The 12,826-nt window shown below is 72.7% G+C and carries 10 protein-coding genes; 1 reads left to right on the top strand and 9 read right to left on the bottom strand.

Translation table 11 applies throughout. The annotated features are described in order from the left end of the window. Positions 1-10: 10 nt before the first annotated feature. From murG to rsmH, 9 genes are all read right to left on the bottom strand, one after another. On the bottom strand, positions 11-1,105 hold the full coding sequence (murG, locus tag JE024_RS25890; protein ID WP_205375888.1) for an undecaprenyldiphospho-muramoylpentapeptide beta-N-acetylglucosaminyltransferase: 1,095 nt from the start codon (positions 1,103-1,105) through the stop codon (positions 11-13). Positions 1,106-1,111: 6 nt separating this feature from the next. After that, entirely contained in the window at positions 1,112-2,443 is a 1,332-nt protein-coding gene (ftsW, locus tag JE024_RS25885) for a putative lipid II flippase FtsW (RefSeq protein ID WP_244883223.1), read from the bottom strand. Positions 2,444-2,668: 225 nt separating this feature from the next. Continuing rightward, a complete protein-coding gene (murD, locus tag JE024_RS25880; RefSeq protein ID WP_205375886.1) occupies positions 2,669-4,096 on the bottom strand; it encodes a UDP-N-acetylmuramoyl-L-alanine--D-glutamate ligase in 1,428 nt (475 codons plus the stop codon). Beyond that, positions 4,078-5,148, bottom strand: a complete 1,071-nt coding sequence (gene mraY / locus JE024_RS25875; RefSeq protein ID WP_205375885.1) for a phospho-N-acetylmuramoyl-pentapeptide-transferase — start codon at positions 5,146-5,148, stop codon at positions 4,078-4,080. Before mraY ends, murD begins: the two co-directional genes overlap by 19 nt. Continuing rightward, entirely contained in the window at positions 5,145-6,563 is a 1,419-nt protein-coding gene (locus JE024_RS25870) for a UDP-N-acetylmuramoyl-tripeptide--D-alanyl-D-alanine ligase (RefSeq protein ID WP_205375884.1), read from the bottom strand. Before JE024_RS25870 ends, mraY begins: the two co-directional genes overlap by 4 nt. A gap of 4 nt (positions 6,564-6,567) precedes the next feature. Further along, entirely contained in the window at positions 6,568-8,268 is a 1,701-nt protein-coding gene (locus JE024_RS25865; protein WP_205375883.1) for a UDP-N-acetylmuramoyl-L-alanyl-D-glutamate--2,6-diaminopimelate ligase, read from the bottom strand. A gap of 15 nt (positions 8,269-8,283) precedes the next feature. After that, positions 8,284-10,239 carry a peptidoglycan D,D-transpeptidase FtsI family protein gene (locus JE024_RS25860; protein ID WP_205375882.1) on the bottom strand — a complete coding sequence of 652 codons (1,956 nt, stop codon included), beginning with the start codon at positions 10,237-10,239 and terminating at the stop codon, positions 8,284-8,286. A 4-nt stretch (positions 10,240-10,243) separates the two neighbouring features. Beyond that, positions 10,244-10,756 carry a cell division protein FtsL gene (gene ftsL / locus JE024_RS25855; RefSeq protein ID WP_244883074.1) on the bottom strand — a complete coding sequence of 171 codons (513 nt, stop codon included), beginning with the start codon at positions 10,754-10,756 and terminating at the stop codon, positions 10,244-10,246. Positions 10,757-10,811: 55 nt separating this feature from the next. Continuing rightward, positions 10,812-11,786 carry a 16S rRNA (cytosine(1402)-N(4))-methyltransferase RsmH gene (gene rsmH, locus JE024_RS25850; RefSeq protein ID WP_205375881.1) on the bottom strand — a complete coding sequence of 325 codons (975 nt, stop codon included), beginning with the start codon at positions 11,784-11,786 and terminating at the stop codon, positions 10,812-10,814. A 346-nt stretch (positions 11,787-12,132) separates the two neighbouring features. On the opposite strand from rsmH, the gene JE024_RS25845 reads away from it, so the two are divergent. Then, positions 12,133-12,678 (top strand): beta-class carbonic anhydrase, encoded by a 546-nt coding sequence (locus tag JE024_RS25845; protein ID WP_205375880.1) that lies wholly within the window; start codon positions 12,133-12,135, stop codon positions 12,676-12,678. Positions 12,679-12,826: the final 148 nt, after the last annotated feature.

Here is a 12,826-nt window from a genome sequence, read left to right as displayed (position 1 = left end):
CCCTGCCTTCTCACGCCTGGCGGCGTGCCGCAATCGCCTCGTACACCATGCCGACGAGGAGGTCGTCGGCGTCCCGGCGGCCGAACTCCGCGGCCGCGCGCGACATCTCGTACAACCGGTGCGGATCGGCCAGCACGGGAAGGACGTTGCCGTGGACCCACTCGGGGGTCAGCTCGGCGTCGTCCACCAGCAGGCCGCCGCCCGCCTTGACCACCGGCTGGGCGTTGAGCCGCTGTTCGCCGTTGCCGATCGGCAGCGGGACGTAGGCGGCGGGCAGTCCGACGGCGGAGAGTTCGGCGACGGTCATCGCGCCCGCGCGGCAGAGCATCATGTCGGCCGCGGCGTACGCGAGGTCCATCCGGTCCACGTACGGTACCGGCACATAGGGCGGCATCCCGGGCATGTTGTCCACGCGCGGCACCTCGTTCTTCGGGCCGACCGCGTGGAGGATCTGGATGCCGGAGCGCTGGAGGACCGGCGCGATCTGCTGGACGACCTCGTTGAGCCGGCGGGCGCCCTGCGAGCCGCCGGACACCAGCAGGGTCGGCAGGTTGGGGTCCAGGCCGAACGCCGCACGGGCCTCGGGGCGCATCCGGGCGCGGTCGAGGGTCGCGATCGAGTGGCGCAACGGGATGCCGATGTAGCGGGAGTTGCGCAGCTTGCTGTCGGGCGTGGCGACGGCCACGCCGGCCGCGTAGCGGGAGCCGATCTTGTTGGCGAGGCCGGGGCGGGCGTTGGCCTCGTGGACGACGATCGGCACGCCGAGGCGCTTGGCCGCCAGGTAGCCCGGCAGGGCGACGTAGCCGCCGAAGCCGACGACGCAGTCCGCCTTGGTGCGCTCCAGGATCTGCTCGGCCGCCTTGATGGTGCCGCGCAGCCGCCCCGGGACGGTGATCAGCTCGGGGGTGGGCTTGCGGGGCAGCGGGACCGCGGGGATGAGCGCCAGCTCGTAACCGCGCTCGGGTACGAGCCTGGTCTCCAGTCCGCGCTCCGTGCCCAGGGCCGTGATGCCCACGGTCGGGTCCTGCCTGCGCAGGGCGTCCGCGAGGGCGAGCGCGGGCTCGATGTGGCCGGCGGTCCCCCCACCGGCGAGTACGACATGCACCGAAATTCACCGCTCTCCGGACGGACGCTTCTTCACGCGCCGTCTCATCGACTTCCATCTCACCCCGGGCCTCCGCGCGGCCAGGGCCGCCTTCGCGGCGGGGTCCTGCCGCGCGAACGCGATCAGCAGCCCCACGGCGAACATCGTCGGCAGCAGGGCCGACCCGCCGTAGGAGAACAGCGGAAGCGGGACTCCGGCGATCGGCAGCAGGCCTAGCACCGCACCGATGTTGACCACGGCCTGCGCCGTGATCCAGGTGGTCACGCCTCCGGCTGCGTACCTCACGAAGGGGTCCTCCGTGCGTCCGGCAACGCGGATACCCGCATAGCCTAGAGCCGCGAACAGGGCGAGCACCGACAGTGTGCCCGCCAGGCCCAGTTCCTCACCGGTGACGGCGAAGATGAAATCGGTGTGCGGTTCGGGCAGTTGGCCCCATTTTTCCACACTCGCACCGAGACCGGAACCGAACCATCCGCCAGAGGCCAGAGCATAGATGCCGTGCACGGCCTGCCAGCACTCGCCCTGGGGTCCGAGGTCGGTCGCGCCGATGCACTCCAGCCGGGACATCCGGTTCTCGCTGGTCCTGATCAGCAGCAGACCGACCGCGACGGCGATGCCCAGCACCCCGGCGAACAGCCGGGTGGGCGCGCCGGCCAGCCACAGCAGGCCGAAGAGGATCGCGGTGAGGATGATCGCCGTGCCCATGTCCCCGCCGAGCATGATCAGGCCGAGGAGCAGGAAGGCCACCGGGACCAGCGGCACCAGCAGGTGCTTCCACTGCGTCAGCAGCCGCCTGTCCTGCTTGCGGGCGAGCAGGTCGGCGCCCCAGAGGATCAGCGCGAGCTTGCCGAACTCACTGGGCTGGAGCTGGAACGGGCCGCCGAGGTAGAGCCAGTTCTGGTTGCCGTTCACCGCGTGCCCTATCCCGGGCACCTGCACGAGCGCCATCAGGAACACCGCGCCCATGAGCAGCGGGTACGACAGGGCGCGGTGCAGCCGCACGGGCATCCGGGAGGCCAGGAGGAGCAGCACGGCGCCGATCGCGGCGGCGAGGAACTGCTTGCGGAAGAAGTAGGCGGCGGGCAGCGAGTACTCCAGCGCCTGGATCATCGACGCGGAGTAGACCATGACGAGGCCCAGCACGGTGATCAGCAGGCTGCTGCCGAGGATGAGGTAGTACGCGGTCAGCGGCCGGTCCCAGGCGCGCCGCGCCTGCTCGAACAGCCGCCGCGGGCCTCCGGGGCCGCCCGGCCCGCCGCCCGGTGACGCCCCCGCGCCGCCCCGCGGCGCGCTGGGACGCGCGACGTCCCGCGCTCCGGCGCCGCTGCGCAGCGCCAGGCCCGCACCGGCGTACGCGGGTGCGCCCGCCGCTACGGGGGCGCGCAGGCCCGTCAAGACCCCGCCGGGGCGCCGTGCGGCCCCCGCGAGGCGCGCCGCGGCCGCGGGGGGGGGGGGGGGGGCGCGCGGGGGGGGGGGGGGGGGGGGGGGTGGGGGGGGGGGGGGTGGGCGGCATCGGTGCTGTCCCCTCCAGTCGTGCCCGGCGCCAGCCGGACCCGGTGGCTGTCAGCCGCGCTCGGCGGCGAGTGCGCGGACCGCTTCCGCGAACGCCTCGCCCCGCTTGTTGTAGTCGGTGAACATGTCCATCGAGGCGCAGGCCGGGGCCAGCAGGACCGTGTCGCCCGGCCGGGCGAGGGCCGCCGCCTCGGCGACCGCCGCGGACATCGCCCCAGTGTCGGTCCGGTCGAGGTCGACCACCGGGACCTCGGGGGCGTGTCGCGCGAGGGCCTCGCGGATCAGCTCGCGGTCCGCGCCGATGAGCACCGCGCCCCGCAGCCGCCCCGCGGACGCCGCGACGAGCTCGTCGAACGCGGCCCCCTTGGCGAGTCCGCCCGCGATCCAGACGATCGGGTCGTAGGCGGCCAGCGACGCCTGCGCGGCGTGGGTGTTGGTGGCCTTGGAGTCGTCGATCCACGCCACCCCGGCGACGTCCGCGACGTGTTCGATCCGGTGGGCGTCGGGCCGGAAGGCGCGCAGCCCGTCGCGGACCGCGGCGGGCGGGACGCCGAAGGCGCGGGCCAGCGCGGCGGCCGCCAGGGCGTTGGCGATGTTGTGCGGCGCCGGCGGGTCGACGTCGCCGACCTCGGCGAGCTCCTGCGCCTGCTTGTGCCGGTCGGGCGTGAAGGCGCGGTCGACCAGGATCCCGTCGACGACGCCGAGTTGGGAGGGGCCGGGCGTGCCGAGGGTGAAGCCGATCGCCCGGCAGCCCTCCTCCACGTCCGCCTCGCGCACCAGGTCCTCGGTGGCCTTGTCGGCCGCGTTGTAGACGCAGGCGACGGTGTTGCCCTCGTAGACGCGGCCCTTGTCGGCGGCGTACGCCTCCATGGAGCCGTGCCAGTCGAGGTGGTCCGGGGCGAGGTTGAGCACGGCCGCGGAGTGGGCCCGCAGGGACGGTGCCCAGTGGAGCTGGTAGCTGGAGAGTTCGACCGCGAGGACGTCGTACGGCTCGTCCCCGGTGACGACGTCGACGATCGGCGTGCCGATGTTGCCGATGGCCGCCGTCCGCAGGCCCGCCGCCGTCAGGATCGAGGCGAGCATCCGGGTCGTGGTGGTCTTGCCGTTGGTGCCGGTGACCGCGAGCCAGGGCGGCGCGTCCGGGCCGCGCAGCCGCCAGGCGATCTCGACATCGCCGACGACGTCCACACCGGCGGCCGCGGCGGCGGCGAACAGCGGGCTGGAGGGTTTCCAGCCGGGCGAGGTGACCACCAGGTCCGTGCCCTCGGGCAGCGTCTCGGCGTCGCCGAGGCGCACCGCGATGCCCAGAGGGGCCAGTTCGGCCGCACGGGCCCGGTGCGCGTCCCCGTCGCCGCCGTCGACGACGGTCACCCGCGCGCCGAGCCCGGCCAGGGCGCGCGCGGCGCTGACGCCGCTCACGCCGAGGCCGGCGACGGTGATCTTCCTGCCCTGCCAGTCGCTCACTTGTCGGCTGCCCATCCCGCGTAGAAGAGGCCCAGACCCACGATGACGCACATGCCCTGGATGATCCAGAAGCGGACCACCACAAGGACTTCGGACCACCCCTTGAGTTCGAAGTGGTGCTGGAGCGGCGCCATCCTGAAGACACGCTTGCCGGTCATCCGGAAGGAACCGACCTGGATCACCACGGACATGGTGATGAGGACGAACAGTCCGCCGAGCAGCGCGAGCAGGAACTCGGTGCGCGAGCAGATCGCGAGACCCGCGAGCGCGCCGCCGAGCGCCAGCGAACCGGTGTCGCCCATGAAGATCTTGGCGGGCGAGGTGTTCCACCACAGGAAGCCGAAGCAGGCGCCCATCAGGGCGGAGGCGACGACCGCGAGGTCGAGTGGATCCCTCACCTCGAAACAGGCGTTGGGATTGGTCAGGGTCATCGCGTTGGCGCAGGACTCCTGGAACTGCCACAGCCCGATGAAGGTGTAGGCGCCGAAGACCATCACCGAGGCGCCGGTGGCGAGACCGTCGAGGCCGTCCGTCAGGTTCACGCCGTTGGACATGGCGAGAATCATGAACAGCGCCCAGATGACGAACAGCACCGGGCCGATGGACCAGCCGAAGTCCGTGATGAACGACAGCTTGGTGGAGGCCGGGGTGTTGCCGCGCTTGTCGGCGAACTGGAGGGACAGCACCGCGAAGGCGATGCCGACGATGAGCTGTCCCGCCATCTTCGCCTTGGCCCGCAGGCCGAGCGACCGCTGCTTGACGATCTTGATGTAGTCGTCGAGGAAGCCGACGAGGCCCATGCCGGCCATCAGGAAGAGGACCAGGACGCCCGAGAACGTCGGGTCCTCACCCGTGATCACCTTGGCGAGGGCGTACGCGATGAGCGTGGCGAGGATGAAGGAGATGCCGCCCATGGTGGGCGTCCCCTTCTTGCTGCCGTGCGTACGCGGGCCGTCGTCGCGGATGAACTGGCCGTATCCCTTGCGGGCCAGCAGCTTGATCAGCAGCGGGGTCCCGATCAGGGTCAGGAACAGACCGATGGCTCCCGCGAACAGGATCTGCCTCATCGGACGGCACCCTCACCCTCGAGCAGCGCCTCGGCGACCTTCTCCAGGCCCACCGACCTGGACGCCTTCACCAGCACGACGTCACCCGGGCGCAGCTCACTGCGCAACAGGTCGACCGCCGCCTGCGCGTCGGACACGTGCACCGACTCCTCACCCCACGAACCCTCGTTGTATGCGCCCAGTTGCAACCAGGACGCTTCCCTGCCCCCGACCGCGACGAGCTTGCCGACATTGAGCCGGACGGCGAGCCGTCCGACCGCGTCGTGCTCGGCGAGCGCCTCGTCCCCGAGCTCGGCCATCATGCCGAGCACCGCCCACGTACGGCCCCCCTTGGCCCGTGCTGCCTCGCCCATGGCGGCCAGCGCACGCAGCGCGGCGCGCATGGACTCGGGGTTCGCGTTGTAGGCGTCGTTGACGATCGTCACGCCGTCCGGACGCTCGGTGACCTCCATACGCCAGCGGGAGAGGGAGCCCGCCTCCGAGAGCGCGCTGGCGATCTCGTCCACGGGCATGCCCAGCTCATGGGCGACGGCGGCCGCGGCGAGCGCGTTCGACACGTGGTGCTCACCGTACAGCCGCATGGTCACGTCACTGCACCCGGTGGGTGTGTGGAGCGTGAAGGAGGGCTGTCCGTGCTCCGTGAGCCGGACATTCTCGGCACGTACGGCGGCGTCGGCGGCCTCTCCGAAGAGGACGACCCGGGCCCGGGTACGGGTGGACATGGCGCGCACGAGCGGATCGTCGGCGTTGAGCACGGCGATGCCGCCCTCCTCGGCCGGGGGCAGGGACTCGACCAGTTCGCCCTTGGCGACGGCGATCTGCTCGCGTCCGCCGAACTCGCCGATGTGCGCGGTGCCCACGTTGAGGACCAGGCCGATCCGCGGCGGGGTCAGTCCGGTGAGGTACCGGATGTGGCCGATTCCGCGCGCCCCCATCTCCAGCACGAGATGCTCGGTCTCGGCCGTGGCGGTGAGGGCGGTGAGCGGCAGCCCGATCTCGTTGTTGAGCGAGCCCGGGGTGAAGACGGTCGGCGCCTTGCGCCGCAGCACCTGGGCCACGAGGTCCTTGGTGCTGGTCTTGCCCGCCGAGCCGGTCAGCGCGACGACCTGGGTGCCCAGGCGCTCCACCACGGCCCGCGCGAGGCGGCCGAGCGCGGCCTGGACGTCGTCGACGACGATCGCGGGCGCGGGGACGGGGCGGGCGGCCAGCACGGCGACCGCGCCCTGTGCGACGGCGCGTTCGGCGAAGTCGTGGCCGTCCGCCTTCTCGCCGCTGAAGGCGGCGAAGAGGCTTCCGGGCTCGACGGCACGGGAGTCGATGACGACGGAACCGGTGACGAGAATGGCCGGATCCGGTATGTCGTGCGTCTTCCCGCCGACGATTTCGGCGATCTCGGCGAGTGAGAGGGCGATCACTGGGTCATCCCTGACTGTTCTCGTTTCCGGCGGGGCGGTCCGGCGACGCGTCCCGGTGCGCGGCGGAGTCCTCGATCGCCGCGCGCAGCACCTGGCGGTCGTCGAACGGGCGGACCACTCCGGCGATGTCCTGTCCCTGCTCGTGGCCCTTGCCGGCGACGAGGACGGTGTCCCCGGCCCCGGCGCGGGCGACGGCCGCGGCGATGGCGGCGGCGCGCTCCTCGAAGACCAGGACGTCGCCGCGCTCGTACGCGGGCACCTCGGCGGCGCCCGCGAGCATGGTGGCGAGGATCGCGAGCGGGTCCTCGGAGCGGGGGTTGTCGGAGGTCAGGACGGCGGTGTCGGCCAGGCGCGCGGCGGCGGCGCCCATCGGCCGGCGTTTGGTGACGTCCCGGTCCCCGCCGCAGCCGAGGACGATGTGCAGCCTGCCCTCGGTCACCTTGCGCAGGGAGCGCAGGACCGATTCGACGGCGTCCGTCTTGTGCGCGTAGTCGACGACGGCCAGATAGGGCTGTCCGGCGTCCACCCGCTCCAGGCGGCCCGGTACGCCGGGGACGGCGGCGACGCCGTCGGCGGCGGTCTGCGGGTCGATCCCGGCCACGGCGAGGGTGGCGATCGCGGCGAGGGTGTTGGCGACGTTGAACGGGCCGGGCAGGGGCGCCGCGGCGCGCAGCCGCTCGCCCTTGGGGCCGACGACGGTGAACGTCGAGCCGATGGCGGTGACTTCGACCCCCTCGGCACGCCAGTCGGCGTCCGGGTGGCCCTCGGCGGAGAAGGTGGTGACCGGTACGGTCGCCTCCCCGACCAGCCGGCGGCCGTACTCGTCGTCGAGGTTGACGACGCCCTCGCGGCTGCGCTGCGGGGTGAAGAGCTGCGCCTTGGCCTGGAAGTAGTCCTCCATGCCGGAGTGGAACTCCATGTGCTCCGGGCTGAGGTTGTTGAAGACGGCGACGTCGAAGACGCAGCCGTCGACCCGGCCGAGCACCAGTGCGTGGCTGGAGACCTCCATCGCGACGGAGTCGACGCCCCGCTCGCGCATCACGGCGAACAGCGCCTGGAGGTCGGTGGCCTCGGGCGTGGTGCGCTCCGACTTGATCCGGTCGTCGCCGACCCGCATCTCGACGGTGCCGATCAGACCGGTGGCCCGGCCCGCGGCGCGCAGACCGCCCTCGACCAGATAGGCCGTGGTGGTCTTGCCCGAGGTGCCGGTGATGCCGATCTGGAGCAGATCGGCGCCCGGCCGGCCGTAGATCTCGGCGGCGAGTTCGCCCATCCGGCCGCGCGGGTCGTCGACGACGAGCACGGGCAGGCCCGTGGCGGCGGCGCGTTCGGAGCCGGACGGGTCGGTGAGGATCGCGGCGGCGCCGAGGTCGGCGGCCTGGGCCGCGAAGTCGGCGCCGTGGAAGCGGGCGCCGGGCAGGGCCGCGTACACGTCGCCGGGCCGTACCGCCCGGGAGTCGTGGGTGATGCCCGTGACGGGGGCCCCGGCCGGGGCCGGCACGTCCAGCCGGGCCGCCAGCTCCCCGAGGTCCGTGGGGCGGGGCCGGTCCGGGCGGGGTGCTCCCGGGCGGTCGGCTGCGGGCTGGGGCGGTGAGGGCTGATCAGCGTGTGGCACGGCGGTGAGCGTACCGGGCGCGGGCGGCCCGGGGGAAAAGGAGGTGCGGGGCCCGGGGCGGTTCCCGGGATCAGGGGTGATCGTTGTCACTGGTGGTTCCTCCGGTCACTCGCCGGGGTCGAAGGTCACGGGCAGCCGGGCGGGTGCCTTGCCGGTCGGCGCGATCTGCAGGGTCTTCAGCGCGAACTCCATGACCTTCTGGTACACGGGTCCGCAGATCTGGCCGCCGAAGTAGCTGCCCTTGGTGGGGTTCTGGATGGCGCAGTAGACGGTGATCTCCGGGTCGTCGGCGGGGGCGAACCCGGCGAACGACGCCGTGTAGCCCTTGTAGCGGCCGAGTTCGGGGTCCACCCGGTTGGCCGTGCCGGTCTTGCCGGCGACGCGGTAGCCGGGGATGCGCGCCTTGGTGCCGGTGCCCTCCCGGTCGTCGACGACGGATTCGAGCATGGTCGCCAGCGTGTCGGCGGTCTTCTCGCTGACCACCCGGGTCTTCTCGGGCGCGGGCGCGGCGGTGAAACGGCCGTCGGGGCCCTTGGTGCCGCGCACCAGGGTGGGCTCGACGCGGACGCCGCCGTTGGCGATGGTGGAGTAGACGGAGGCGGCCTGCATGGCGTTGATGGACAGGCCCTGGCCGAAGGGGATCGTGTACTGCTGCGAGGTCGACCAGTCCGCCGGCGGGGCCAGGATGCCGGCGGTCTCGCCGGGGTAGCCGAGCCCGCTGGTGCTGCCCAGTCCGAACTTGCGCAGGTAGGAGTGGAGTACCCGGTTGGCCTCCTGCTGGGTCTTCCCGAGCTGCCCGGTGGCGAGGATGGTGCCGATGTTGCTGGACTTGGCGAGGACGCCGTTGAGCGTGAGGTACCAGGTGGGGTGGTCGATGTCGTCCTTGAAGAGCCGGTCGCCGCGGTGCAGCCGGTTGGGGACGACGACATGGGTGCCGGGGGTGGCCTTCTTCTCCTCCAGCACCGCGGCCATCGACATGACCTTGGCGGTGGAGCCGGGCTCGTAGGCGTCCTGGAGCGCCGCGTTGCCCATGGCGGTGGCGTCGGCCTGGCCGAGGTCGTTGGGGTCGAAGCCGGGCGAGTTGGCCATGGCGAGGACCTCGCCGGTGCGGGTGTTCTGCACGATCACGTAGCCGCGGTCGGCCCGGGACGTGGCCACCTGGTCCTCGATGGCCTTCTGGGCGGCCCACTGGATGTCCCGGTCGATGGTCAGTTCGACGTCCGACCCGGGGACGGCGGGCGTCTCCTTGGACCCGGCGGTCGGGATGCGCCGGCCGCCGGACTGGACGTAGGTGACGGTGCCGTCCTGACCGGCCAGCGTCGTGTCGAGCAGCGACTCGATGCCGCCGCCGCCCCGGCCCTCGGCGTTGACGTAGCCCAGTATCCCGGCGGCCAGCGTGCCGTTGGGGTAGACCCGCTTGCTGCTGGGCTCCTGGAAGACGCCGGCCAGCACGTTGGCGCCCGTGCCGCCCGCGCGCCGGTCGGCCGCCGCCTTCTCGGCGTACACGCTCTTGAGGTCCTTGATCTGCTTCCACACCTGGGGCGTCTGGCGCCGGGCGAGGACGGCGTACCGGGAGCCGGGCTTCTTCAGCTTGGCGGTGATGCCGGCGGCGTCGGTGCCGAGGATCGGCGCCAGCAGGGCGGCGGCCTGCTCCGGCGCGTCGGGGGCCTTGCTCTCCTCGGGCGTGAACATCTTCGGGTCGGCGGTGATGTCGTGGGCGTCGACGGAGATGGCGAGGGCGACGCCGGACCGGTCGGTGATCCCGCCGCGTTCGGCGGCGAGGGTCACGCTGTCGTAGCGGTTCTTGTCCGCCTTGGCGGCCAGCGCCTCGGCGTCGACGGCCTGCACCTGGAGCAGCCGCACCACGAACGCGATCATCACGAGGGTGAGCCCGAGGCTCACCAGGCGCAGCCGCGGGCGCGGACTGCCGAGCCGGATCACGCGCGGCGCGGGCCGGGAGGCCGGGCGGGAGGGCGGGCGCCGGTACGGACGTCCCGAGGGGGGCGCGGGCCGCCGGGCGGGACCCGGCACGCGGCGCCGCGGAGGTTCCTTGGGGGGCACTGCGTCACCTGCCGGTGGTCGTGGGCGTCGGGGACGGCCCGGAGGGCGTGGCGCCCGGCGCGGTCGCGGAGGGCGTGGCCGCGGTGCCGGGCGTGGCGGTGGGCCCCGCGGTGGGCGAGGGGCCAGCCTGCGGTGTGGGATCCGGCTGGGCGGTGACCCGGCCGGGGACGCCGCGGACCGCGCCGTCGGGGCCGAGGAACGCGGGGCTGCCGCCGGGGACCATGCCGAGTTCCCTGGCCCGGCGCTCCAGCGCGTCGGGGGCCGAGCGGCCGTCGACGTCGCGCTGGAGTGCCTGTTCCTGGTCGGTCAGCTCGGTGGTCCGCTTCTTGAGCTCGCTGAGCCGGAAGGAGCCCTGGCTGAGCGAGGAGTTGAGCAGCAGCAGGGTGATCAGGCCGCCCGACAGCAGCAGCACGACCAGCAGGACGAACGGGGTCCGGGCGGCGCTGCTGGGCCCGGACGGCATCAGCCGGGCCAGTCGCGCGGCCCGCCCTCTCAGCTCCCTGGCCGCTGTGCTCACCGTGTCCTCCGCATCGCTCCGTGCCGCCCGCGCCGCCCGTCCGCCCTCTGTGCTCCTAGGCCACGTCCTCGCGGATGCGTTCCGCTGCCCTCAGACGCGCGGGGGCGGCACGGCGGTTCTCGGCCACCTCTTCCTCGGTGGGGAGTTCGGCGCCGCGGGTGAGCAGCTTCAGCCGCGGCTGGTACTCCTCCGGGACCACCGGCAGCCCGGGCGGCGCGGTGTTCGCGGCGCCCGCCGCGAACACCTGCTTGACCAGCCGGTCCTCCAGCGAGTGGTACGACAGGACGGCGATGCGCCCGCCGACCCCGAGGGCGGCCACCGCGGCGGGGACGGCGCGCTCCAGGACGGTGAGCTCGCCGTTGACCTCGATCCGCAGCGCCTGGAAGGTGCGCTTGGCCGGATTGCCGCCGGTCCGCTTGGCGGCCTGGGGCAGCGCGTCGCGGATCAGCTCGACGAGCCGGGCGCTGTTGGCGAACGGCTCCCTGTCGCGCTCGCGCACGATGGCGGAGACGATCCGCTTGGCCTGCTTCTCCTCGCCGTAGGCCCGCAGGATGCGCACCAGTTCACCGGGCGCGTAGGTGTTGAGCACCTCGGCCGCGCTGACGCCCGTCGTCTGGTCCATGCGCATGTCCAGCGGGGCGTCCTGGGCGTAGGCGAACCCCCGGTCCGCCTCGTCCAGTTGCATGGAGGAGACGCCGAGGTCGAAGAGGACACCGTCGACCCGGGGCACGCCGAGGCGGTCGAGCACGTCGGGGAGTTCGTCGTAGACGGCGTGCACGAGGGTGGCGCGGTCGCCGAAGGGGGCCAGGCGCTCGGCGGACAGCCGCAGGGCCTCCGTGTCGCGGTCCAGGGCGATGAGCCGGGCCTCGGGGAAGCGGGTCAGCAGGGCCTCGCTGTGTCCGCCGAGCCCGAGGGTGCAGTCCACGACGACCGGGCCCGTCCCGGCGGATTGGCCGGGCCGCTGGAGGGCGGGGGCCAACAGGTCCAGGCACCGCTGGAGCATCACCGGGACGTGTCGGGTCTGGCTCATGCGCCCTCTCAGGTCCGGCGGGTGAAGCAGGGCCGGGCCGTGCGTCACGCCGCGCACGCGGGTATGCGGGGAATGCGGTGGAAACGGAAACCGCGGAAACTGCCGGGGTGGAGCGGAATCCGGATTGCGGGATGCCGGGATTCACCGGGGATGCCGGCGAATGCACTGATGACGTCCCGGAACTCCGCGTCACTTTAGTCCACAGGTGCGGCCGGTCAATCAACCGGGCAGCGCGTCGTGGGGTCCGCCGCGGGGCCTGTGGGTTACCTCACAAACACATCGCGTTGATGTTCTTTGTCCGCTCTCACTACAAGCTCGACCGCCTTGTGACGGTTACCTTCGTGCCATGTCGACTTCTGCGAACGCCCCCGCCGCCGCCCCCGCCCCCGGGGCCGCGACCGTGACCGACCGCCTCGTCGAGGCCAACGGACGCTACGCCGCCGCCTTCACCGACCCGGGCATGGACGCCCGGCCGGTCCTCCAGGTGGCCGTGGTGGCCTGCATGGACGCCCGGCTCGACCTGCACGCGGCCCTCGGCCTGGAGCTGGGCGACTGCCACACCATCCGCAACGCCGGCGGTGTCGTCACCGAGGACGTGATCCGCTCGCTCACCATCAGCCAGCGGGCGCTCGGAACCCGCAGCGTGATCCTGGTGCACCACACGGGCTGCGGCCTGGAGTCGATCACCGAGGACTTCCGCAACGAGCTGGAGGAGGAGGTCGGCCAGCGTCCGTCGTGGGCCGTCGAGGCGTTCCGCGACGTCGACCAGGACGTCCGGCAGTCGATGCAGCGGGTGCGGACCTCGCCGTTCCTGCTGCACACCGACGACATCCGCGGCTTCGTCTTCGACGTGAAGAGCGGCGCGCTGCGCGAGGTCGACCCCGCTGCGTGAGCACCTGAGCACGCGATAAATCAGATCAAAGTCGTCATTTCACCCTCAGTTGTCCACAGCCGAGTGACACGACACGGTGAGGCCAACAAGAATGCGGAAGTGACGCCGGTCCGGAACGTTCCGGTGGCGGCGTCCGTATTTCTTGGTG

This window comes from Streptomyces zhihengii, from assembly GCF_016919245.1.
Taxonomy (GTDB): domain Bacteria; phylum Actinomycetota; class Actinomycetes; order Streptomycetales; family Streptomycetaceae; genus Streptomyces; species Streptomyces zhihengii.
Note: the sequence above shows the minus strand (reverse complement) of the source record. Positions and strands in the feature narration are given on the sequence as shown.